The 22598-nt window shown below is 68.1% G+C and carries 20 protein-coding genes; 11 read left to right on the top strand and 9 right to left on the bottom strand.

The window, feature by feature from the left end; all coding sequences use genetic code 11:
- The first annotated feature begins 118 nt into the window (after positions 1-118).
- Genes HBE64_RS11955 through HBE64_RS11935 form a run of 5 tightly spaced genes read left to right on the top strand, consistent with a single transcriptional unit; the run spans position 119 to position 4729 of the window.
- The gene (locus HBE64_RS11955) at positions 119-925 is read left to right on the top strand and encodes a hypothetical protein (protein WP_167109115.1); all 807 of its coding nucleotides are present in this window, start codon (positions 119-121) and stop codon (positions 923-925) included.
- Positions 926-935: 10 nt separating this feature from the next.
- Positions 936-1457, top strand: coding sequence for a polyadenylate-specific 3'-exoribonuclease AS (locus HBE64_RS11950; protein WP_167102034.1), 522 nt, complete (start codon positions 936-938; stop codon positions 1455-1457).
- A 52-nt stretch (positions 1458-1509) separates the two neighbouring features.
- Positions 1510-2907: a class II 3-deoxy-7-phosphoheptulonate synthase gene (locus HBE64_RS11945; RefSeq protein ID WP_167102031.1), complete on the top strand. Its 1398-nt coding sequence runs from the start codon at positions 1510-1512 to the stop codon at positions 2905-2907.
- A 59-nt stretch (positions 2908-2966) separates the two neighbouring features.
- The gene (locus HBE64_RS11940; protein ID WP_243841586.1) at positions 2967-4082 is read left to right on the top strand and encodes a sensor histidine kinase; all 1116 of its coding nucleotides are present in this window, start codon (positions 2967-2969) and stop codon (positions 4080-4082) included.
- Positions 4079-4729, top strand: coding sequence for a response regulator transcription factor (locus HBE64_RS11935; protein ID WP_167102028.1), 651 nt, complete (start codon positions 4079-4081; stop codon positions 4727-4729). Before HBE64_RS11940 ends, HBE64_RS11935 begins: the two co-directional genes overlap by 4 nt.
- Here the strand turns inward: HBE64_RS11935 and HBE64_RS11930 are convergent.
- The 5 genes from HBE64_RS11930 to HBE64_RS11910 form a co-directional block, all read right to left on the bottom strand.
- Positions 4714-6219 carry a multicopper oxidase family protein gene (locus tag HBE64_RS11930; protein ID WP_167102025.1) on the bottom strand — a complete coding sequence of 502 codons (1506 nt, stop codon included), beginning with the start codon at positions 6217-6219 and terminating at the stop codon, positions 4714-4716. The two genes, HBE64_RS11935 and HBE64_RS11930, sit on opposite strands and share 16 nt — an antisense overlap.
- A 163-nt stretch (positions 6220-6382) precedes the next feature.
- Positions 6383-7693 (bottom strand): nitrate/sulfonate/bicarbonate ABC transporter ATP-binding protein, encoded by a 1311-nt coding sequence (locus HBE64_RS11925; protein ID WP_167102021.1) that lies wholly within the window; start codon positions 7691-7693, stop codon positions 6383-6385.
- A gap of 27 nt (positions 7694-7720) precedes the next feature.
- Positions 7721-9406: an ABC transporter permease subunit gene (locus tag HBE64_RS11920; RefSeq protein WP_167109111.1), complete on the bottom strand. Its 1686-nt coding sequence runs from the start codon at positions 9404-9406 to the stop codon at positions 7721-7723.
- A 370-nt stretch (positions 9407-9776) separates the two neighbouring features.
- Entirely contained in the window at positions 9777-11228 is a 1452-nt protein-coding gene (locus HBE64_RS11915; protein WP_167102019.1) for an LLM class flavin-dependent oxidoreductase, read from the bottom strand.
- An 80-nt stretch (positions 11229-11308) separates the two neighbouring features.
- The gene (locus HBE64_RS11910; RefSeq protein ID WP_167102016.1) at positions 11309-12547 is read right to left on the bottom strand and encodes a protein kinase; all 1239 of its coding nucleotides are present in this window, start codon (positions 12545-12547) and stop codon (positions 11309-11311) included.
- Between the two features lie 38 nt (positions 12548-12585).
- On the opposite strand from HBE64_RS11910, the gene HBE64_RS11905 reads away from it, so the two are divergent.
- Positions 12586-12990 carry an Rv2175c family DNA-binding protein gene (locus tag HBE64_RS11905; RefSeq protein ID WP_167102013.1) on the top strand — a complete coding sequence of 135 codons (405 nt, stop codon included), beginning with the start codon at positions 12586-12588 and terminating at the stop codon, positions 12988-12990.
- Between the two features lie 11 nt (positions 12991-13001).
- Here the strand turns inward: HBE64_RS11905 and HBE64_RS11900 are convergent, their stop codons facing one another.
- The 4 genes from HBE64_RS11900 to HBE64_RS11885 form a co-directional block, all read right to left on the bottom strand.
- Complete coding sequence (locus HBE64_RS11900) at positions 13002-14540, bottom strand: alpha-(1->6)-mannopyranosyltransferase A (RefSeq protein WP_167102010.1); 1539 nt, start codon at positions 14538-14540, stop codon at positions 13002-13004.
- 4 nt (positions 14541-14544) lie between these two features.
- Positions 14545-15603 carry a bifunctional (2E,6E)-farnesyl/geranyl diphosphate synthase gene (idsA2, locus tag HBE64_RS11895; protein WP_167109109.1) on the bottom strand — a complete coding sequence of 353 codons (1059 nt, stop codon included), beginning with the start codon at positions 15601-15603 and terminating at the stop codon, positions 14545-14547.
- Between the two features lie 120 nt (positions 15604-15723).
- Complete coding sequence (locus tag HBE64_RS11890; protein ID WP_167109107.1) at positions 15724-16368, bottom strand: DUF3153 domain-containing protein; 645 nt, start codon at positions 16366-16368, stop codon at positions 15724-15726.
- A 73-nt stretch (positions 16369-16441) separates the two neighbouring features.
- Positions 16442-17041 (bottom strand): N-acetyltransferase, encoded by a 600-nt coding sequence (locus HBE64_RS11885; RefSeq protein ID WP_167109105.1) that lies wholly within the window; start codon positions 17039-17041, stop codon positions 16442-16444.
- A gap of 274 nt (positions 17042-17315) precedes the next feature.
- Between HBE64_RS11885 and HBE64_RS11880 the strand changes: the two genes are divergently transcribed.
- The 5 genes from HBE64_RS11880 (at position 17316) to HBE64_RS11860 (ending at position 22579) form a co-directional block, all read left to right on the top strand.
- Positions 17316-17723 carry a DUF3040 domain-containing protein gene (locus HBE64_RS11880; protein WP_167102007.1) on the top strand — a complete coding sequence of 136 codons (408 nt, stop codon included), beginning with the start codon at positions 17316-17318 and terminating at the stop codon, positions 17721-17723.
- Positions 17724-18020: 297 nt separating this feature from the next.
- Positions 18021-18452 carry a division/cell wall cluster transcriptional repressor MraZ gene (gene mraZ / locus HBE64_RS11875; protein WP_167102004.1) on the top strand — a complete coding sequence of 144 codons (432 nt, stop codon included), beginning with the start codon at positions 18021-18023 and terminating at the stop codon, positions 18450-18452.
- The gene (rsmH, locus tag HBE64_RS11870) at positions 18427-19587 is read left to right on the top strand and encodes a 16S rRNA (cytosine(1402)-N(4))-methyltransferase RsmH (RefSeq protein ID WP_167102001.1); all 1161 of its coding nucleotides are present in this window, start codon (positions 18427-18429) and stop codon (positions 19585-19587) included. The genes mraZ and rsmH overlap by 26 nt, the downstream gene beginning before the upstream one ends.
- On the top strand, positions 19584-20639 hold the full coding sequence (locus HBE64_RS11865; protein WP_167101998.1) for a hypothetical protein: 1056 nt from the start codon (positions 19584-19586) through the stop codon (positions 20637-20639). Before rsmH ends, HBE64_RS11865 begins: the two co-directional genes overlap by 4 nt.
- Positions 20636-22579, top strand: coding sequence for a penicillin-binding protein 2 (locus tag HBE64_RS11860; RefSeq protein ID WP_167101995.1), 1944 nt, complete (start codon positions 20636-20638; stop codon positions 22577-22579). Before HBE64_RS11865 ends, HBE64_RS11860 begins: the two co-directional genes overlap by 4 nt.
- Positions 22580-22598 lie beyond the last annotated feature (19 nt).

Genomic DNA, 22598 nt, shown 5'->3' with positions numbered 1-22598 from the left:
GCTGTGCCCAGGCCGCATATCCCGCCTCGGCGAACGCTGTGCGCGTGGTTGGGTAAGTTCTCTGCTCGTGCCTCTCACCGTGCACTTCGACGTGGTCGCCCCCGGGCGAATTCCGCTGATGTGGTGCCTCATCGCGTTCATCGTCACGTTCTTCGTGACCAGGACGATCGTGCGCTACATCCGCAGCAACGCCGACAAGACCGGCCCGCGCAAGTGGTGGCAGCCGCGCAACATCTCCGGCAAGGGCGGGCTGCACATCCACCACGTCGTCATCGGAATCGTGCTGGTGATGATCTCCGGGGTCACCATGGTGACCCTCGCGGTCGACGGCACCGGAGGTCAATTCACCGCCGCTGCAATCGTTTTCGGAATCGGCGCCGCTCTGGTGCTCGACGAGTTCGCGCTGATCCTGCACCTGGAGGACGTGTACTGGTCCGAGGACGGCCGAGCATCCGTCGATGCGGTGTTCGCCGCCGTCGCGGTGGCCGGGCTGCTCATCCTCGGGTTCAACCCGCTGTCGTTCTTCGACATCGGCATCTGGCGCGACGACGACTCGGTCGTGGCCCGCACCACAGTGATCGCGATGGCGGCACTGACCCTGGCGCTGGCGGTGGTCGTGCTGCTCAAGGGAAAGGTGTGGACCGGGCTGATCGGCATGTTCATCACCCCGTTGTTGTTCGTCGGGGCGATCAGGCTGTCACGGCCCCACGCGCCCTGGGCCCGCTGGCACTACCAGGACAAACCGAAGAAGATGCGCAAGGCGCTGGAGCGGGAGCGCTATCTGCGCCGCCCGGTCGTGCAGGCCAAACTGTGGCTGCAGCACATCATCGCCGGCGAGCCCAGCTTCCCGGCCGACGCCGAGGTGGACGCCGAGCTGGATCGCGAGATCCACGCAGCACCGGCACCACAGGTTGCCGCGGGATAGGGTGCGGCCAGTGCGGTACTTCTACGACACCGAATTCATCGACAACGGGCGCATCATCGACCTGATCTCGATCGGGGTGGTCGCCGAGGACGGTCGCGAGTACTACGCGATCTCCACCGAATTCGACCCCGAGTCGGCAGGCAAGTGGGTCCGCAACAATGTGCTGCCCAAACTGCCGTCGCCGTCGTCGCAGCTGTGGCAGTCCCGCAGGCAGATCAGGGAGGGGCTGGAGAGCTTCTTCGACATCGACGGCGACGAGCCGATCGAACTCTGGGCGTGGGTGGCGGCCTACGACCACGTGGCGCTGTGCCAGCTGTGGGGCCCCATGACGAGCCTGCCGCCGCAGATTCCGCGTTTCACCCGCGAGCTGCGCCAGTTCTGGGAGGAACGCGGCTGCCCCCGGATGCCCCCGCGGCCGCACGACACCCACGATGCGCTCGTCGACGCCCGTCACAACATGCGGCGCTATGTGCTGATGACCACCGGTGTGGACCTCGGCGTGGTGCCCACCGACACCCCTATCCGCAGGTAGCCCCACCCGGCAGGTGGTCAGGGGGGCAATTACGCCCGGTTACCATGGACGGGTGAACTGGACCGTTGACGTACCGATCGAGCAGCTGCCGTCGCTGCCGCCGCTGCCCGCGGACCTGCGGGCGCGCCTGGACGCCGCGCTGACCAAGCCGGCCGCCCAGCAGCCCAGCTGGGACGCCGACGCGGCCAAGGCGATGCGGACCGTGCTGGAGAGCGTCCCGCCGGTGACCGTACCTTCGGAGATCGAGAAGCTGTCCAGTCAGCTCGCCGCGGTGGCCCGCGGCGAGGCGTTCCTGCTGCAGGGCGGCGACTGCGCCGAGACGTTCGCCGACAACACCGAGCCGCACATCCGCGCCAACATCCGCACGCTGCTGCAGATGGCCGTGGTGCTGACCTACGGCGCCAGCATGCCGGTGGTGAAGGTGGCCCGGATCGCCGGGCAGTACGCCAAGCCGCGCTCGTCGGACATCGACGCTCTGGGCCTGAAGTCCTACCGCGGCGACATGGTCAACGGGTTCGCCCCGGATGCCGCGGTGCGCGACCACGACCCCTCGCGGCTGGTGCGTGCCTACGCCAACGCCAGCGCGGCCATGAATCTCGTTCGCGCCCTGACCTCCTCCGGTCTGGCCTCGCTGCACCTGGTGCACGACTGGAACCGCGAGTTCGTCCGCACCTCGCCGGCCGGCGCCCGCTACGAGCAGCTGGCCGGTGAGATCGACCGCGGCCTGAAGTTCATGAGCGCCTGCGGGGTCAACGACCGCAACCTCGACACCGCCGACATCTACGCCAGCCACGAGGCGCTGGTGCTCGACTACGAGCGGGCGATGCTGCGGATGGACGCTGGAGATCCCGCGGCTGAGGCGACTCCCAAGCTGTACGACCTGTCGGCGCACTACGTCTGGATCGGGGAGCGCACCCGCCAGCTCGACGGTGCGCACGTCGCGTTCGCCGAGGTGATCGCCAACCCGATCGGGGTGAAGATCGGTCCGACCACGACGCCCGAGCTGGCGGTCGAGTACGTCGAGCGGCTCGACCCGCACAACAAGCCGGGCCGGCTGACCCTGGTGAGCCGGATGGGCAACCACAAGGTCCGCGACGTGCTGCCGCCGATCATCGAGAAGGTACAGGCCTCGGGTCACCAGGTGATCTGGCAGTGCGACCCGATGCACGGCAACACCCACGAGTCCTCGACCGGCTACAAGACCCGGCATTTCGACCGGATCGTCGACGAGGTGCAGGGCTTCTTCGAGGTGCACCGGGCGCTGGGCACCCACCCCGGCGGCATCCACGTCGAGATCACCGGTGAGAACGTGACCGAGTGTCTCGGTGGCGCCCAGGACATCTCCGACACCGACCTGGCCGGCCGCTACGAGACGGCCTGCGACCCGCGGCTGAACACCCAGCAGTCACTGGAGCTGGCGTTTCTCGTCGCAGAAATGCTGCGCGACTGAGGATTTCACGCCGTCTGCATTGGGCGGCCCGGGCGTATCGCGTTGCACCGCTGTTGATCGTGCCGGTGTTTCTCGGCCTCAGCGTCTTTCCCAGTCGATTCCATGTCTCCTGGTCGTACGCGCTGCTGTCGATGTGCGCTGCAGTGTGCTTCGTCGCCGGTTGGCGCTGGCCGACGCTCGCGTCGTTGACCATCTCGGCGCTGGCGGTTCCGCTGTTCGCCGCCGAAGCGTGGGGGCTGTCCGGCTTGGTCCCCTACCTGGGCGCGGTCGCGTTGGCCGACGTTGTTGCGCGTAGCGCCGGTACCCTGCCGATCGTCGCCACCACCGCAGCGTGGTCTGCGGCAGTTGTCGGCGGTTACGCACTGGATGACTACACGTCGTTGCGCAGCGCTGCCACTGCGGTGACTGCCACCGCGGTGGTCGCGGTGCCGGTTCTGGCCGGACTCTATCTGCGGGCGCAGCGACGACTTGCCGCCATGTACCGGCAGCGCGCCGAATACGCGGAGTTGCAGCGGGCAGCATCGGAGTCCGTCGTGCGCTCGCAGGAACGCACCGCGATGGCGCGCGAGCTTCACGATGTGGTCGCACACCATATGTCGTCGATAGCTTTGCGAATCGCTGTGGCGCAGCACACGATTGACGATCTGACCCCGGATACGACCGCCGTGCTCGCCGATGTTCACACCACCGCCTCGGCTGCGCTGGCCGACATTCGCCGACTCAACGATGCTTTGCGTGACCCGCAGCTGCGCGAGGTGGCGATGATCGAAGCCGACACGCTCTGGACCGAGATCGACGCGGCCGTCGCACGGGCTGTGGCCGCGGGTCTTTCCGTGCGCACCTGCATCGATCGAGGTGCGGGCGGATTGGATGTCATGTCGCGGCTGACTCTGCTGCGGGTGACGCAGGAGGCGCTGACGAATGCGATGAAGTACGGCGCCGGGCCAGACCCGGTGGAGTTGAGCCTCGACAGCCGCGACGACGGCGTCGCGATTCGGGTCAGCAACACGTGCGCATCGCCGGAACCACCGGCCGGCACCGGTCATGGGATCATCGGCATGACCGAGCGGCTGCACCTGGTCGGCGGCCGGTTCGATGCCCGCCGCGTCGACCGGCGGTGGGTGCTCGACGCATGGATTCCACAACGGATCACCGGGGCGGGGGACGTGCGATGACGGCCGGAATCCGGGTGCTGCTCGTCGATGACCAGAGGCTGATCCGGGCCGGCCTGCGCATGCTGTGCGAGGCGACCGAAGACCTCGACGTGGTGGGCGAAGCTGCGGACGGCGAGCAAGCGGTTCGAATGGCCGCAGAACTCGCGCCGGACGTCATCCTGATGGACCTGCGGATGCCCGGACTGGATGGCGTCGCAGCCACTCGTATGCTGACGTCGGTCAGGCCGGAGTCGAAGATACTGGTGCTCACCACCTTCGATGACGACGCGCATCTCTACCCGGCACTGGCAGCCGGTGCGGCGGGGTTCCTGGTCAAGGACACCTCCCCGGCCCAACTCGTCGACGCCATCCGGCGAACCGCCGATGGTGACGTCACGATGTCACCACACCTGCTGCGGCGGTTGGTCGCCAAAGCGGTAGCGGAAAGCGTTGTCGCGCAATCGCCCGAGCCGGAGCCGGTGTCGATGACGGCGCGCGAACGTGACGTGTTGGCGTTGATCTGCAGGGGATCCTCCAATCGGCAGATCGCCGAGGAACTCCATCTGGGGCTGACCACGGTGAAAACCCATGTCGCCAACCTGTTGGAGAAGACGGGTTGCACAAACCGCGTTCAGCTCGCGATCTACGCGACTCAAGGCATGGAGTGATCGCCGTGACCGGGCATCTGTCCCTGCATCGGAGCGGGTGCCTGGCCCGATGCGAGCACCAGGAACTGGCCCATCATTCCGCGGTCTTCGTGCATCGCCAGGTGGCAGTGATACATGTAGGGGAAGGTCGCGTCGGTGTAGTCGGTGAAGCGCACGGCCAGCCGAATCCGCTGTCCCGGAGCGACATACACGGTGTCCTTGTATCCGGCGAGTGCCGGTGGCGGCGGGGCTCCGTCGACGTCGATGATGCGGAACTGGGTGTCGTGCACGTGGAAGTTGTGCGGCCAATTGTCGACATTGCGAACCGCCCAGATCTCGGTGGTGTCGACGGTTGTGCTGAAGTCGACGACATCCATGTTCATCCGCGTGTGGTTGATCATGAACCAGCGCAGGTCGAATGTCCGCGTCGCTGCCGCATGTGACGTATCGGGCGCTGGGATGGACGCCAGCACCGCCGGAACCTCACCACCGGATCGCAGTGTCGCACCGGGGCGTAGCTCCAGAATCTCGAAGGTGTCGTGCAGCCCGCAGCGCTTCGCCTCGGACGGGGACAGGCCGGCGTTGTCGTCGAAGGCGAACGATCGCAGCGAAACGGCTGAGCCCGAGCGTAATTCGGCAACGATCTCGACCCGCTCGCCGGGGCTGAGCCGGACTCTCCTGGTCTCGACCGGCGCCGACAGCAGGCCACCGTCGCTGCCGACGATGAGGAAGGAGCGGTCGTCGCTGAAACCCAGGTTGTAGAGCCGGCCTCCGGAACCGTTGAGGATACGGAGCCGCACCCGTTCGGACTGGACCCGAAGGTAGGCATCGGCCACACCATTGGTGACGATCGTGTTGCCCAGCAGCCCGACGTCTGTCGAGTCGGACTCGTCCAGGGCGCCGGATGCGGTGAACCGGCGGTCCTGGATGACGAGGGGAATGTCGTCGAGGCCGTAGTCGCGGGGGAGTTGGCTCGACGACGCGTCGTCGATGATGAAGAAGCCTGCCAGCCCGCGGTAGATGTGCTTTTCGGTCATGCCGTGGGGATGTGGGTGATACCACAATGTCGCCGCCGGCTGGCGGATCGTCCAGGTCGGGCTCCACTGCCCTCCGGGTTCGACGACCTGGTGGGGGCCGCCGTCGCACCGCGCGGGCACGTGCATCCCGTGCCAGTGCACCGACGTCGGCTCGGGCAGTGCGTTGTCGAACCGCACGGCGACGGTCTCGCCGGTGCGGGCCCGGAGGGTCGGACCGAGGATCGACCCGTTGTACCCCCAGGTCGGCGTGTGCTGTCCGGCAACGATCTCCGAGATTCCGGGGGCAGCCCGGAGCGAGAAGACCCGGGTCTGACTGTCGTCGAGGGTGGAGTCGGCGAGCGGGGGGATCGGCAGTGGACGCTTGCCGCCGTTGGTCGTCGGTGGTTCGGGCGCGCTGCCCGAACACGCGAGTGACAGCGCGATCGGGCTCGCCGCCAACCCGAGTAGGAATCTTCGACGGGACACCGATGGCACGTTTGCTCCGAAGGTTTGTGGCTGAATGCTGACACCCACAGTCTTCGGCGCCGCGACGCCGCGGCGTATCGGTCCGGTGGTCGGTCGATCCCGACCGAAGATCCTCCGTCCGGCTCTTGATTCGGGCGCCCGGTTCCGGTATTGGAACCGGCCGCGTTTCGGGCTACGACGCTCTGGCCGCGAAGATCCCGGCCGCCGGGTCGGCGGTGATCTGGTCGGTGTCTGTGTCGTAGTCGAACAGCTCGCCGTAGCGGCCCCAGTTGATCGCGGTGTCCAGTTGGCTGCGGGCCTCATCGGGCCCGAACCCGCGCTGCAGCAAGTCCAGGAAGAAACCCGCGCGCAGGCCGCCGTCGGTGGAGCTGCCCAGGGCGCGGCAGATCGTCCGGATCAACGGTGCCCGCTCGCGGGCCTGAGCAGCGAAGATCTGCTTGCTGCTCTGAATGTCGGCCCCGGTGAACTCCCGGCCCGTCGGCGTCACCTCCAGATCGGCGTCGGTGACGGTGACCAGGCCCAGCATGGCCGCGGCGTCGACCAGGGGCAGCAGGTCGTCGATCTCGAAGTTGAGCTCGGCGGCAAGGTCGGGCAGGTCGGCCCGGCCGCCCTGGGCCACCACGATCTCGACGAGGCCGGCCAGACCTCCCACGGTGGCGGCAGGCAGCGGGGTGCTGGTCGGCGTCGCGGCCGCCGGGGCAACTCCGTGCCCGTCGGCTTCGGTGCCCGTCAGCAGGCCGTAGAGCCGGTCCACCACCGCCGCGAAACCTGGCGAGCGGCGGTCCCGGGGGCGGGGCAGGCCGACGGTGACCTCCGCGCGGATGCGGCCCGGGTTGGCCCCGAGCACCAGCACGCGGTCGGCGAGCATCACCGCCTCCTCGATGTTGTGGGTCACCAGGCAGATCGCCTTCGTGGGGAAGTCGTGGCGCCCCCACAGGTTCATCAACTCGGTGCGCAGATTCTCGGCGGTCAGGACGTCCAGCGCCGAAAAGGGCTCGTCCATCAGCAGCAGATCGGGTTCGAGGACCAGGGCGCGGGCGAATCCGACCCGCTGACGCATACCGCCGGACAGCTCCTTGGGGTAGGCGGACTCGAACCCGTCGAGCCCGATCACGTCGATTGCCTTGAGCGCACGGGCCTTTCGCTCCGCCGGTGGCACGCCACGGGCGGCCAGCCCGAGTTCGACGTTTTCCAGGACGGTGAGCCACGGCATCAGCGCAAAGGTCTGGAACACCATCGCGGTTCCCGGGTTGGCGCCGTTGAGTTCGGTTCCGCGGTAGCGCACCGAGCCACTGGTGGGCGCGATCAGTCCGGCGATGGTGCGCAGCAGGGTGGACTTGCCCGAACCCGACCTGCCCAGCAGGGCCACGATCTCGCCCTCGCGCAGGTTCAGGCTGATGTCGTCGAGGACCAGCAGGGACCCGTCTCCGGCTCCGGGAAAGCTCTTCGTCAGGTGATCGATCTCGATCAGGGTGTCCGACATGACGTTCTCCTTGCGTTGAAAGATGTTCTAGGACAGCGAGTACCGGCGTTGCGCCAGGTCATACATCCGCCGCCAGAACAGCCGGTTGGTGCCCACGACGAACGTGCTCATGACGATGACGCCCACCAGGATCCGCCCCGAGTCACCGGCCGCGGTCGCGGCGGTGATGTAGGAACCCAGACCGGTCGCGGTCAACGTGGTGCCGTGGTAGCTGACCACTTCGGCGACGATCGAGGCGTTCCATGCGCCGCCGGCCGCCGTAATACCACCGGTGACGTAGCTGGCGAAGATCGCAGGCAGGATCAGCTTGCGCCAGCGCAGGTTTCGGGTCAGGCGCAGGTTGGTCGAGGCCTCCCGGAGATCGTGGGGAATCGCGCTTGCGCCGGCGATGACGTTGAACAGGATGTACCACTGCGAGCCGAGCGCCATCAACAGCACCCCGCCGATGTTGAGGCTCACGCCGGTGGCGATCAGGGCGGCGGTCACCAACGGGAACAGGAAGTTCGCCGGGAACGAGGCGAGCACCTGGACCACCGGCTGCGCGACCCGGGAAACCTTGGGATTCATCCCGATCCACACCCCGACCGGTACCCAGATCGCGGTGGCCACCACCAGGACGGCCACCACCCTGGCGAAGGTCACCAGTCCCAGCTGCAGCGCGTGCCCCACCTCGCCGAATCCGACGCTGTGTGCGATATAGCTGACGACCCGGTAGCCGCCGTAGCCGACCACCGCCACCGTCGCGGCGGCAAACGCCACGTCACCGGCCCGCTGCGGCCCCGGCGCAGTGCGCAGCGGCCGTTCGGCGCGACCGAACACCGCCATCATCCGGTCGATCGGGGCCACCAGCCGCCCGAAGGGAGCGGCCACCAGGTGGGGGATCTGCGAGCGGCGCAGCACGTCGAGCACCACACTGCGCGGCACTTCGGCTGCGCCGGAGTCCTCGATCCGGAAGCGCTCGGCCCACGCCGTCAGCGGCCGCCAGAACAGCGCGTTCACCCCGATCACCAGCACCACCATGACCACGACTGCCAGCAGCACCCGGCCCAGTTCACCGGCGTCGCCCGCGGCGGCGACGTAGGCGCCGATACCGGGAAGCGCGACTTGATGTCCGTTGACGCTCAACGCTTCCGACGCGGTCAGGAAGAACCAGCCCCCGCCGAAACTCATCATCCCGTTCCACACCAGCGGGATCATCCCGCCGGGCAGGTCGACTCGCCACAATCGCTGCCACCGGGACAGCCGCAGCAACCGGGAGGCTTCATCGAGGTCACGCGACTGCGACTTGAGCGAGTAGTAGAACGCGAAGGTCATGTTCCAGGCCTGCGAGGTGAAGATCGCGAAGATCGACGCGCATTCGAGGCCGAGCTGCGAGCCCGGGAACAGTGCGATGAACCCGGTGACGGTGATGGACAGGAAACCCAGGATCGGCACCGACTGCAGGATGTCCAGCAGCGGGACGAGCACCTTCTCGGCCCTGGGAAGCCGGGCCGCAGCGGTGGCGTAGATGAAGGTGAACACCACCGACAGTGCCAGGGCGATGAACATCCGCAGCAGCGAACGAGCCGCGTAGTACGGCAGATTCGCGGGATCGGTCGATACCGTCGCCGCGGCGTGCTCAACGGTCCACGGGACGCCTGCGCCCTTGGCGACGTGGACGATCAGCCACAGCAGCGCTGCCGCGCCGACGAAGACCAGGACGTCGGCGGCCATGCCGGTGCGGGGGCGGCTGAGGACGCCGCGGCTGGGAAACGTGTTTGTGGACAACGCAACTCACCTGACTTCTCGACATCGCGACGTTGGCCTGTGGATCTCAGGCACTGGACATGCATGCATGCCATGCCCGTCAGAGATCGACCGCGTCGTCGATACGGGTTGTCAGAACGTGGAAATCAGCCGCGCAGATGCGCCACCAGCACGCGAGACAGCCGGGCATGGGAGCGGCTTCTACTTCCGTCTTCCATGTCCTCACCTCCTGCTGTCGATCGCGGCGGTTGCGCTGCGCCGGTGGCGCGCAGAAAGTAGACCTCATCGGGGCCGCCCGGGTCAACCGGGAATCTGCTGAATGTCGGCTGACAAAGAGCTAGCGGCGACTCACCGGCTGCGCCGCGGTCGACGCCGACGACGACGGCAGCGTCGAGGGGCGTTCGATGATCGTCGACTCCGGCCCGCCCACCCGGTAACGCGCGCCGCGGTGTTCATCGGGTAGCCGATCACCGTTCCCCAGAAGTTTGTTGCGCAGCGTGCCCGGTGCGTAATCCGCTTGGTAGGCACCGCGTTCGGTCAGCACCGGCACGACGTGGTCGATGAAGTCGGCGAAGGTGCCCGGGCTGATCGCATATGCCAGGTTGAACCCGTCGACGTCGGTCTCGGCAACCCACTCCTGCAGGGTGTCGGCGACGTATTCACCGGAGCCGACGATCCGCGGGCCCATTCCGCCGATCTCGCCCCATTCGGCGATGTCGCGCACCGCCCATTCGCCGCCGTCGGGGTCGGCGGACTGGAAGGCGGCCACCGCCGACAGGATCGCGTTGGAGTCGACATTGCCGATCGGTTCGTCGAGGCCGTAACGGGCCAGGTCGACTCCCATCCAGCCGGACATGAAGACCAGGGCACCCTCGGGATCGCCGTAGGACAGGTACTCGGCGTGCTTGGCGTGCGCCTCCTCGTCGGTCGCGGCGGTGACTACGGTGGTGAGGTTGAAGATTTTGGCGGCGTAGGGATCTCGGCCGGCCAGCTCCAACTCGCGGCGGATCGTCGTCACCGTCTTGGCCAGGATCTCCTTGGTGGGTGCCGCGGTGAAGATGGCCTCGGCGTTCTCGGCAGCGAAGCGGACTCCTCGAGGCGACGACCCGGCCTGGAAGATCACCGGTGTGCGTTGCGGGGACGGCTCGGACAGGTGCACACCGGGCACGCTGAAATGGGTTCCCTCGTGGCCGATGTGGTGCACCTTCGCGGGATCGGTGAACACACCGCGGTCCCGGTCGCGGACCACGGCGTCGTCCTCCCAGGAGCCTTCCCACAGTTTGTAGAGCACCTCGAGGTACTCGTCGGCGTGGTCGTAGCGGGCGTCGTGTGCGGGCTGATCGGTCTGGCCCATGTTCCGCGCGGCGGCGGGCAGATAGCCGGTTACGACGTTCCAGCCAATCCGGCCCTTGGTCAGATGATCCAGCGTCGACATCCGGCGGGCGAACGGATAGGGGTGCTCGAAGCCGGTGCCGGTGGTCAGGCCGAAGCCCATGTCCCGGGTCACCAGCGCCATCGCCGACACCAGTAGCAGCGGGTCGTTGACCGGGATCTGTGCGGCGTGCCGGATCGCGGCCTCGTCACTACCTCCGTAGACGTCATAGGTGCCCAGGACATCGGCGATGAACAGTCCGTCGAATCGGCCGCGCTCGAGCAGCTTGGCGAGCTCGGTCCAGTACTCGAGGTCCTTGTAGCGCCAGGATTGGTCGTCGGGGTGGCGCCACAGTCCCGGGGACTGGTGGGCCACGCAGTTCATGTCGAAGGCATTGAATCGGATCACTCGGGTCACCGCCCGAATACTCGCCGAGGACGGCGATGCGATCACCGGTTGGGCTCAAACCGATTGTATTTGCGGCGGTTACGGCGCCGCTAATTTCCGAGCAGGCCTTGCAGATTGGTACCCAGCGTCCACGCACCGGCGGCGACTAGACCGGTCAGGATCAGGACGGTCAGCACCCAGAACAGCACCGCCCGCCGGGCCCGCTGGCGGGCCCAGACGAACTCGTCGATGTCGATTCCGGCGAATTGGCTTGGCGGCTGCTCATATTCGTCATCGTCGTCTGGTGCGGCCGGCTCGTCGGCGGGGGAGGGTTGCCGATCGTCGGGTTCGCGGATCAGCTGGCGGGTGGGGTTCTTGACCGGCTGCCCTGGCCTGGGCGCCGGGTGGTGTTCGGTGGTGGGCTGTTCGGCCAGCCGGCTGTGATACGCCGTCGCGGCGGCATGCTGTGCCGAGTTCTTCGGGGCGGGGACGCGGAACTTCGGCAGCGCCAGTTCCGCGGCGATCGCGTCGAGTTCGGCACCCATCTCGGCGGCGTCGGCGTAGCGCCCGCCCGGATCGCGCGCGGTGGCACGGGCGACGAACTCGTCGAACTGCGGCGGCACCCCGCTGATGGCCGAACTGGGCGGCGGAACGTCGGCGTCCATCCGCTGGTAGGCCACCGTCAGCGGATTGTCCCCGCTGAACGGTGTTGCGCCGGTGAGTAATTCGTACGTCAGGATACCGACGGCATAGACGTCGCTGCGCTGGTCTGCGGTGCCGCTGCTGACCTGTTCGGGCGACAGGTAAGCGGCGGTGCCCAGGATGACGCTGGTGGAGGTGATGCCGGCCTCAGCGACCGCGCGCACCAGGCCGAAGTCGGCGAGCTTGACCTCACCGTCGTCGGAGATCAGCACGTTCTCCGGCTTGATGTCGCGGTGCACCAGACCGGCACGGTGCGCCACCGCCAAGCCGCCCAGCAGCGGCCGCAGCACGGCAGCGGCCGCATGCGGCGGCATCGGGCCACGCTCGGCCAGCAGTTCGCGCAGCGTGCCGCCGTCGATGAGTTCCATCACCAGAAACGGGTGCCTGGCATCCAGGCCCTGGTCGTAGACGGCGACCAGGCCGGGGTCCTTGAGCCGGGCCACGGCCCTGGCCTCGCGCTGGAACCGGGTCAGGAACTGGCTGTCGCCGGCATAGCGGGCGTCCATCACCTTCAGCGCGACCGGGCGGTCCAGGCGCACGTCGAGGCCGCGGTACACCGTCGACATCCCGCCGGTGGCGATCGGAGTCTCGACGCGGTACCGGCCGTCCAGCAACGCACCATCGAGTGGGTCCGACGTCACCGACACATGGTACGTGGCGGTGCGGGCGCCTCTAGACTGGCGCTGTGAGCAGCATTCCCGCCGGCGATGACGTCCTCGATCCCGGCGAACCCCTCTACGACCTGCCCAAAGTCGCCGAGTTGTTGCACCTGCCGGTGACCAAGGTGCACCAGCAGCTGCGCGACGGACATCTCGTCGCGGTCCGGCGCGGCGGCGTCCTGTTGGTGCCGCAGGTGTTCTTCACCGATTCGGGTCAGGTGGTCAAGTCGCTGCCCGGCCTACTGGCCGTGCTGCGCGACGGCGGCTACCGCGAGACCGAGATCCTACGGTGGTTGTTCACCCCCGACTCGTCGCTGACGCTGACCCGCGACGGCTCGCGCGAGCCGATCAGCAACGCCCGCCCGGTCGACGCCCTGCACGCCCACCAGGCCCGCGAGATCCTCCGCAGGGCGCAGGCCTCTGCGTATTGATGGCGTACTGATCAGGCGCCCGCCGACACTCCGGCGACGTCCTCGGCATCGTCGTGCGGCGGCGGCTCCTCGGTGCGGTAGAGCGCATACCAGGCCGCCACGGCGCACGCCGTCGCCAGCAGGACATGGATCCACGAATACATGCCGTGGGAGCCGTCAGGTTTGAAGATCACCATGATCCAGGTGGAGAACCCCGCGATCAGGGCGATCGCCCTGCGGGACTGAGCCAGTGCCGACACCACCGCCAGCGGCCAGGTGTAGTACCACGGTAGCGCGGCCGGGACGAACAACACCACCACCAGCATCGCCCAGGCGATACCCGTCAGCGCCTCCCGGTCGTTGTGGCGAAAACGCCACCACAGCAAGGGAAGTGACACCGCGATGATGCCGATGCCGATAATCCGGGTGACCTGTAGGACGGCGTAGAAGTTCACCCCGAACAGCAATCCGCCGATGGCGTTGGTGAGGTTGGCGATCGCGGTGGGGATGGTGAGCCAGTTGATGATCTTCACCGAGCCGGCCAGCGCCGTCAGCCAGCCCAGGCCCACCCCGGCCAGGCCTGAGAGCACCGCGAACACCGCGATGAACACCGCGATGGCCGCAGCTGTCGCGGTGGCGAAAGCCTTGGGGGCGGAGATGTTTCGGCTGTCCTTGAGGTGGCGCATCCATACCCACACCATGAACGGCAGAGCCAGCACCGCGGTGGCTTTGACCGCCACCGCGACGGCGATCAGGATCGTGCCCGCGACATGATGGCGCGCAAAGGTCAAGGCGATGCCGGCCATCATCATGCCGACCATCAGCATCTCGTTGTGCACCCCGCCCATGAGGTGGATGATCACCAGCGGATTGAGCACACAGATCCACAGCGCCACCGACCCGTTGGCGCCGATGTGCCGGGCCACCCGGGGTGCTGCCCAGATCAGCAGTACCAGCCCAGGCAGCATGCACAGCCGAAGCAGCATCGTGCCCGCCACCACGTGGTTGCCGACGAGCATGGTCACGAACTTGGCCACCAGGATGAACGCCGGACCGTACGGTGCGGTCGTGGTGGTCCAGATCGGACTCACGTTGTCCAGCAACGAGTTCTCGTTCTCGATCGGCCCCACCGCGTAGGGGTCGAAGCCGTCGCGCAGCAGTGCGCCCTGGGCCAGATACGAGTAGGTGTCGCGGCTGAACAGCGGGACGCTGAGCAACAGGGGAGCCAGCCAGAACCAGGTGGTGGCCTTCAGCGCGTACTCGGTGACCCCGGTGTGGATCACCCGCCTGCCCAACCACAGCCACGCCAGCAGCATCATCACCACGCCGCCCCACAGCAGCACCGAGGACACCACCAGGCCGTGGCCGAACCGCAGCCAGGACAGGTGCAGCGACTCCAGCACCGGATCGTGCTGGCGGGTGCTGCCGGCACCCAGCCCGCCGACGGTGATCAGGATTGCGCCGAGGAACCCGAACAGCGCGGGCCGTCCCTCGTCGCCGGACGCGAAGGTCCGCAGCCGGGACAGGCCCGGGTGAGCCGGCGTCGGTGTGGTCGGTGTCGCGTATGACATGGGTCTAGGCCGACCGGTCGACGGCCAATCTGGCGAGCTCGGTCAGACCCGCCTTGGCCGGCGCGTTGATCGGTGCGCTGTCCAGGAGCGCCATTCCGCGGCGTGTCAGGGTGCCGATGTGGTCTTCCACCGCGGCCAGTGCGCCGACCGACTCGATCACCCCGCACAGTTCGCGTACCTGGGTGTCGGTCAGGTCGGTGCCGATCCCGCGGCGCAGCAGGTCCGCGGCGGCCTGGTCGGTGCTGTCGGCGCGTTCCAGGGCTTCGGCCAGCAGCACGGTCCGCTTGCCGGAGCGCAGGTCGTCACCCGAGGGCTTACCGGTCACGGCGGGGTCGCCGAACACCCCAAGCACGTCGTCGCGCAGCTGGAAAGCCACCCCGAAATCGGTGCCGATCTCGTGGAACAGCTCCTGCACGTCGGGCCGGTCGGCGGCGGCCGCCGCGCCGAACTGAAGGGGCCGCGAGATCGTGTACGAAGCCGTCTTGTACGTGTTGACGTTCATCGCCGAGGCGATGGACTCGGCACCGCTGGATTCGGCGACGATGTCGAGGTACTGCCCGCCGAGAACCTCGGTGCGGATGTCCGACCACACCCGCTGCACCCGCAGCTGGGTGTCCCGGGGCACGTCGACGCCGGCGACGATGTCGTCGGCCCACACCAGCGACAGGTCGCCGAGCAGGATCGCCGCCGACCGGCCGAACTGCTCCGGGGAGCCGCTCCAGCCCTGGCCGCGGTGCAGTTCGGTGAAATGAACGTGGGCGGTGGGCATGCCGCGCCGGGTGGCCGAGTCGTCGATGACGTCGTCGTGCACCAGGGCGCAGGCGTGCAGCAGTTCCAAGGCCGAGAACAGCAGAAAGATGTCGTCGTCGACCGCGGTGTCGGGGTGTTCGGTGACCGCGCGGTAGCCCCAGTAGGCGAACGCCGGGCGCACCCGTTTGCCGCCGCGGAGCACGAAGTCCTCCAGCGCGGCGATCAGGCCGTCATAGTCGGTGCCGATGTAGGCGGCCTGCGCGCGGCGGTCAGCCAGGTAACTGCGCAGTTGCTCGGTGACGGCGCTGGCCAGTTCGACGGCCGACGGAGCTGTTGCTTCGACGCTCAGCGCGACGCCCCTTCCTGTGTACGTCCCGACCTTCGGCGGGTTCAACCAGAGTAGAGCGTGACCGCTGTTTTGCCCTACCGAGCCCTAATCGTCGCCCTGGTCGGCGCTGGCGAATCGGGGCGACTGGTCACGGCTGTGCCAGGCCAGCGTGCCGATGACGCCGGCGACGACCAGCGCGGCCAGCCCCAGCCACAGCGCCGCCGCGGTGAACGACCGGGTGCTCGGGTCGGTGACGCGGGCCTGGGCGCTCATTGTGGACACCACGCCGGGCTTGAGCTTCCATTCGACGACGTCGGTGTCGATCCGGTCGCCGTTGGTGGAGGTCACCTCACCGGGAAAGGCCACGGTGAACTGCACGTCGGCGTCGGGATCGCTGAGATTGGTCAGGTCCACGCGGCCTTCCAGGATCACCAGGTTGCCCGCCCGGCGCAGAGAGATGTCCACCCCGGTGGCTTCCCGGTTGAGGTTGGCCAGCTGGGGGACCTCGGCGAAGGTCAGATCGGAGAACACCGCTTCGGAGCCGACGTAGTCGTCGGATTGGTACTTGGACACGGCGACCTTCTGGCTGAAGGGCACGTTGAGGTCGAACTGAGGGCCCTGGTCGTCGCTGTTACGTGGTTTTGCTGCCGCGACGATCTGACCGGAGACTTTGTCGTCGGGTGCGACGGTGATCGAGGCATGGACCCGGATGCAGCCGACCATCAGCGGCGCCACGATCAGCAGCAGCATCGTCAGTGCACGCAGGCGGGGTCGGTTGGGCACGAGGGGTATCGTGCCAGACCGGCCGCGGTGGCGTGCCGACTCACAGCGGCAGGGCGCGTCCCAGGATCGCGAACGCCCGCGGGTCGCCGGCGAAGTGGTAGCCGCGGATCACATCGACGAACCCGAGCCGCCGGTAGAGCCGCCAGGCCCGGTTCGCCTCGCCGATGATCTCCGGCGTCGACAGCAGGACGTTGGATTCGCTGCGTCCGGCCAGCAGCCGGCGGGCCAGCGCCTCACCGAGTCCGCGGCCCTGAGCCTGCGGATGGATGTGCAGCTCGGTCAGCTCGAAATAGCTGCTCATCAGGTTGCTGATCTCGTCTGGCGGCACGCCCACCCGTTGGAGTCCGGCCAGAACCTGCTGTTGCCACCATTGGTCGGGCGCCCCGCAGTAGCCGTAGGCGATGCCGAGCAGGGGGGCGGCGTCGAGCTGGGTGGCCGAGGGTTCCGCCCCGGCGGCGGTGTCGGTCTCGACCGCGGCGACGGCTTTCCAGCCGTGCCGGCGGGTGTGCTCGAGCCACATCGAGGCCCGCTGACCCTCGGTGCCGCGCGGATACCTCATCGCGTCGACGTACACCGTCAACGCATCGTGAAGGCGGCGCTGCATGTCGTTGGGCGACAGGTCGATGAGGAATGTCGCCAACGCCTGGGAGCCCTTCTTCGCGTGCCGATCGGTCATGGGTACTACAGCCATTATCTTCGGTCCCGGGCCGGGCGCTGCGCCCCGACTGGTGACCGCAGCCTGACATCGTCGCGGTAGTAGCGGAACAACAGCAGGACACGGCTACAATCGGGTGGACCAACTAGGTGGTACGGCGCACCTTCACCTCGTATCATTTGGTTAGTTGCCCAGTACGTGCTGGGCTGCCATGTCTTATCGCCAAATCGTGACCCGCCGTGTCGGCAAGGAGGGACGAATGCCACTCTCCGATCATGAGCAGCGCATGCTCGATCAGATCGAGAGCGCTCTCTATGCCGAGGACCCCAAATTCGCCTCCAGTGTGCGGGGCGGAAATCTGCGGGCACCGTCGACTCGGAGGCGCCTGCAGGGCGCGGGTCTTTTCGTCATCGGGCTGGCCATGCTGGTCTCGGGAGTGGCGTTCAAAGCCACGATGATCGGAAGTTTCCCGATCCTGTCGGTGCTGGGCTTCCTGGTCATGTTCGCCGGCGTCGTGTTCGCGATCACCGGTCCGCGGGTGGTCGGTGGCCGCGATGGCGGCGTGTCCGGTCCCAGTCCGGCCGGCTCGCGCCAGCGTCGGGTCAAGGGCGCCGGTTCGTTCACCAGCCGTATGGAGGATCGCTTCCGGCGTCGCTTCGACGAGTAACGCGGAGGCGTTGACGGGGTAGCCGGTCGGCTGCCCCGTTTTTTTGTGTCCGGAACCCTCGACACGTGGGGTCTATTCGGGCGCGCCTTGACGTCCCCCCACAACGCCCCACCGGCCGTTGATCAGGCCTTTTGCACCCTTTGGCTGGCCTGCTGCCACCCCCTAGGTCCGTCCTGGTGGGAGAACGTGGTGCAGACACCCCGAAATGCACCCGCAGGGTGGCGCAAAGTGGGGGAATGTGGGGTATTGTGGCGGTTAACGGAGCGAAGGAGGCTCCGGGGCGTAGGAGGTGCGGGGATGTTTCTCGGTACCTACACGCCCAAGCTCGACGACAAGGGGCGGCTGACACTGCCCGCCAAATTCCGCGACGCGCTGGCAGGAGGGTTGATGGTCACCAAAAGCCAAGACCACAGCCTGGCTGTCTACCCGCGTACGGAATTCGAGCAGCTGGCCCGGCGGGCCGCGCAGACCTCGCGGAGCAATCCGGAGGCCCGTGCGTTCCTGCGCAACCTCGCAGCGGGCACCGACGAACAGCATCCTGACGCCCAGGGCCGGATCACCCTGTCCGCCGACCACCGCCGCTACGCCAACCTCTCGAAGGACTGCGTGGTCATCGGAGCGGTCGACTTCCTCGAGATCTGGGACGCCCAGGCCTGGCAGGAATACCAAGAGACCCACGAAGAGAACTTCTCCGCGGCCAGCGATGAAGCACTCAGCGACATCATCTGACCCGGCCCGTGCAACGTGGCCTCTGCCCGAACCGACCCTGACGTACTTCCCCAACGCCAGGTTCGCCAACTCGGACAGGGACCTCGCTGCATGTGCACCGTCTGACCTATCGGGAGGTTCCGTCGTGGTGGACAGCGCCGACCACGGACACATCCCCGTACTGCTGGACCGCTGCGTCGAGCTGCTGGCTCCCGCGCTCACCCGCACCGCCGCCAACGGCTCCGGTGCCGTCCTCGTCGACGCCACCCTGGGCGCAGGCGGCCACGCCGAGCGCTTCCTGAGCGATTTTCCCGGCCTGCGCCTGATCGGCCTGGACCGCGACCCCACCGCGCTGGCGAAGACGCGACAACGGCTGGCCCGCTTCGCCGACCGCATCACCCTGGTCCACACCCGCTACGACGGCATCGCCGATGCGCTGGCCGAAGCAGGCTGCGCCTCAACCGAATCCATCGAAGGAGTGCTGTTCGACCTGGGTGTCTCCTCGATGCAACTCGACCAGCCCGAGCGCGGCTTCTCCTACGCCAAGGACGCCCCACTGGACATGCGGATGGATCCCGAAGCGCCGCTGACCGCCGCGACGATCCTCAACACCTACGACCGCGCCGAGCTCACCGACATCCTGCGCCGCTTCGGTGAGGAGAAGTTCGCCCACCGGATCGCCGGGCTGATCGTCGAGCGCCGCAAGCGTGCCCCGCTGACCACCACCAGCGAACTGGTGGAGATCATCTATCAGGGCATTCCCGCCCCGGCGCGGCGCACCGGCGGCCATCCCGCCAAGCGGACCTTCCAGGCGCTGCGGATCGCGGTCAACGCCGAGCTCGACTCGCTGACCGCGGCGCTGCCCGCCGCGCTCGCCGCGCTGAAGCCCGGTGGCCGGGTGGTCGTCATGGCCTACCAGTCGCTGGAGGACCGGATCGTCAAGACCACCTTCGCCGACGCGACGGCCTCGCGCTCGCCCGAGGGACTGCCCGTCGAACTGCCCGGCTACGAACCGGAATTCGTCGCACTCACCCGCGGTGCGCAGCGGGCCGACGCCGACGAGATCGAACGAAATCCGCGGAGTGCGCCGGTACGGCTGAGGGCCGTCGAACGCGTCACGACCAGCAACCCGGGACGGGGAGGGAAGAAGTCATGAAGGTCGGGCGCAAGGAAGCCGGTCCCGCGGATCGCGAGAAGGACAAGAAGGGGGACAAGAAGGGCAGGGCCACCGCGGCGCGGCGGCGCACCAGCGAGACCGCAGCACGCAGCGGGCGGCCCCGCGGCGCGGCATCGGCCCGCCGCCCGTCCGAACCGCGTGCGCTCAAGCAGGGCCCGCAGACCGCACCGATGCCGCGGCCCGTCGAGCGCCCGGCCCGTCCCAAGACCGCCAGCCAGGCCAAGGCTCGCGCCAAGGCGCGTAAGGCCAAGGCGCCCAAGGTCGTCCGCTTACCGCTGCGCGAGCGGCTGATCGCCCGATTGGCCGGCATCGACCTTCGCCCGCAGACCTTGATGGCGAAGGTGCCCTTCGTCGTACTCGTCATCGGATCGCTGGGGGTCGGCCTGGCCGTCACCCTGTGGCTGTCCACCGACGCCGCGCAGCGGTCCTACCAGTTGGGTACCGCCCGCGCCACCAACGAGGCGCTCACCCAGCAGAAGGAAGCGCTCGAGCGCGATGTGCTCGAGGCCGAGTCCGCCCCGGCACTGGCCGAAGCGGCCCGCAATCTCGGCATGATCCCGTCGAAGGACACCGCTCACCTGGTGCAGGATCCCTCCGGCAACTGGATCGTCGTGGGCAAGCCGAAGCCGGCCGAAGGCGCGCCGCCACCGCCGCTGAACACCAAGCTGCCCGACGAAAAGCCGCCTGCCCCACCGGTACCGGCGCCGCCGGCCGCCCCGAAGCCGCGCCCGGGCGCCGCCGAGGTGCCCACCCGGATCACACCGCTGGCCGGTCAAGTGCCCGCCGCAGGCCCAGAAGTTCCGGTCCACCTGCCCTCGGCCACCGATCACGCCCCGTCGGCGGCGACGCTGCCCGGCCCGCCCACCGCACCCGGCCTGACTTTGGTCCCGGTCGACCCGGCCGCGACGGTGCCGCCCGCGATCGTCGCCCCGGTCACCGGGCTGCCGCCCGCACTGGCCCCGCAGCCGCCGGCTCCGGCCGACGCCGCGGCCCCCGCACCCGCGGTGCCGCTGACCGGAGGAGCCCAATGAGCCGTAGTCCCAAGCCGGGCCCGAGGGCGGCCGGCGGCAGCAGGAAACGTGCTGCGCTGCCCGCGAAGGCACCCGAGGCCGGCCAGGGACACGCCGCCACCGCGCGCCGCACCCGGCAGGCCACCGAAACCGAATCGCGCACAGCCGGATTCGCATTCCGGCACCGGGCGGGCAACGTCGTCATCCTGCTGGCTCTGTTCGTCGCCGCCGCGCAGTTGTTCAACCTTCAGGTGCCCAAGGCCGCGGGACTTCGTGCCGAGGCCGCCAGCCAGCTCAAGGTCACCGACGTCGAGAAGGCGGTGCGCGGCAGCATCGTCGACCGCAACAACGACAAGCTGGCGTTCACCATCGAGGCCAGGGCGCTGACCTTCCAGCCCACCAAGATCCGCAAGCAGCTCACCGATGCCAAGCAGGCCTCGCCGTCGGCTCCCGACCCGGACAAGCGGCTGGCGGACATCGCCAAGGATGTCTCGGCCAAGCTCGGCAACAAGCCCGATGCGGCGACACTGCTGAAGAAGCTGCGCAGCAACGAGACGTTCGTCTACCTCGCCCGCGCCGTCGACCCGGCGGTCGCCACCGCGATCATCAAGAAGTTCCCCGAGGTCGGCGCCGAACGACAGGATCTGCGCCAGTACCCGGGCGGGGCCTTGGCGGCCAACATCGTCGGCGGCATCGACTGGGACGGGCACGGGTTGCTCGGTCTCGAAGACTCGATGGACTCCCAACTCGCCGGCACCGACGGCTCCATCACCTACGACCGCGGGTCCGACGGCGTGGTGATCCCGGGTAGCTACCGCAACAAGCACGACGCCGTCGACGGCTCGACGGTGCAGCTGACGCTCGACGACGACATCCAGTTCTACGTCCAGCAGCAGGTGCAGCAGGCCAAGGACGTTTCCGGAGCCAAGAACGTCTCCGCGGTGGTGCTCGACGCCAAGACCGGCGAAGTGCTGGCCATGTCCAACGACGACACCTTCGACCCGAGCCAGGACATCGGCCGTCAGGCCGACAAGCAGATGGGCAACCTCGCCGTCACCTCACCGTTCGAGCCGGGGTCGGTCAACAAGATCGTCACCGCGTCCTCGGTGATCGAGTACGGGCTGTCCAATCCCGACGAGGTCCTCCAGGTGCCCGGTTCGATCGACATGGGCGGGGTGACCGTCGGTGACGCCTGGGCGCACGGCGTGATGCCCTACACCACCACGGGGGTGTTCGGTAAGTCGTCCAACGTCGGCACCCTGATGCTCGCGCAGCGGGTGGGCCCGGAACGCTACTACGACATGCTCGGCAAGTTCGGCCTCGGCCAGCGCACCGGCGTCGGCCTGCCGGGTGAAAGCTCCGGTCTGGTCCCGCCCATCGACCAGTGGTCGGGCAGCTCGTTCTCCAATCTGCCCATCGGCCAGGGTCTTTCGATGACCCTGCTGCAGATGGCGGGCATGTACCAGGCGATCGCCAATGACGGCGTGCGGATCCCGCCGCGCATCCTCAAGGCCACCATCGCCGGAGACGGCACCCGCACCGAGGAGCCGCGGCCCGCAGGCATCCGGGTGGTCTCACCCGAGACCGCCCGTACTGTGCGCAACATGTTGCGCGCCGTCGTGCAGCGCGACCCGATGGGCTACCAGCAGGGCACCGGCCCCGCCGCGGCCGTCGAGGGCTACCAGATCGCGGGCAAGACCGGCACCGCCCAGCAGATCAACCCCGCCTGCGGCTGCTACTACAGCGACGTCTACTGGATCACCTTCGCCGGGATGGCCCCGGCCGACGATCCGCGCTACGTCATCGGCATCATGATGGACAACCCGCAGCGCAACGCCGACGGCTCGGCCGGGCACTCGGCGGCCCCGCTGTTCCACAACATCGCCGCCTGGCTGCTGCAGCGGGAGAACGTCCCGCTGTCGGCCGACCCCGGACCGCCGCTGACCCTGCAGGCCATGTAGTAGCCGTGCGACCGGCTCG

The organism is Mycobacterium sp. DL592 (assembly GCF_011694515.1).
GTDB lineage: Bacteria > Actinomycetota > Actinomycetes > Mycobacteriales > Mycobacteriaceae > Mycobacterium.
Note: the sequence above shows the minus strand (reverse complement) of the source record. Positions and strands in the feature narration are given on the sequence as shown.

Bases quoted from the DNA above. Each gene is read 5' to 3' on its own strand.
- HBE64_RS11900 (WP_167102010.1), bottom strand. From the start codon at position 14,540: ATGTCATACGCGACACCGACCACACCGACGCCGGCTCACCCGGGCCTG.
- HBE64_RS11880 (WP_167102007.1), top strand. From the start codon at position 17,316: ATGCCACTCTCCGATCATGAGCAGCGCATGCTCGATCAGATCGAGAGC.
- HBE64_RS11920 (WP_167109111.1), bottom strand. From the start codon at position 9,406: ATGGCCGCCGACGTCCTGGTCTTCGTCGGCGCGGCAGCGCTGCTGTGG.
- HBE64_RS11955 (WP_167109115.1), top strand. From the start codon at position 119: ATGTGGTGCCTCATCGCGTTCATCGTCACGTTCTTCGTGACCAGGACG.
- HBE64_RS11935 (WP_167102028.1), top strand. From the start codon at position 4,079: ATGACGGCCGGAATCCGGGTGCTGCTCGTCGATGACCAGAGGCTGATC.
- rsmH (WP_167102001.1), top strand. From the start codon at position 18,427: ATGAAGCACTCAGCGACATCATCTGACCCGGCCCGTGCAACGTGGCCT.
- mraZ (WP_167102004.1), top strand. From the start codon at position 18,021: ATGTTTCTCGGTACCTACACGCCCAAGCTCGACGACAAGGGGCGGCTG.
- HBE64_RS11925 (WP_167102021.1), bottom strand. From the start codon at position 7,693: ATGTCGGACACCCTGATCGAGATCGATCACCTGACGAAGAGCTTTCCC.
- HBE64_RS11860 (WP_167101995.1), top strand. From the start codon at position 20,636: ATGAGCCGTAGTCCCAAGCCGGGCCCGAGGGCGGCCGGCGGCAGCAGG.
- HBE64_RS11865 (WP_167101998.1), top strand. From the start codon at position 19,584: ATGAAGGTCGGGCGCAAGGAAGCCGGTCCCGCGGATCGCGAGAAGGAC.
- HBE64_RS11890 (WP_167109107.1), bottom strand. From the start codon at position 16,368: ATGCTGCTGCTGATCGTGGCGCCGCTGATGGTCGGCTGCATCCGGGTC.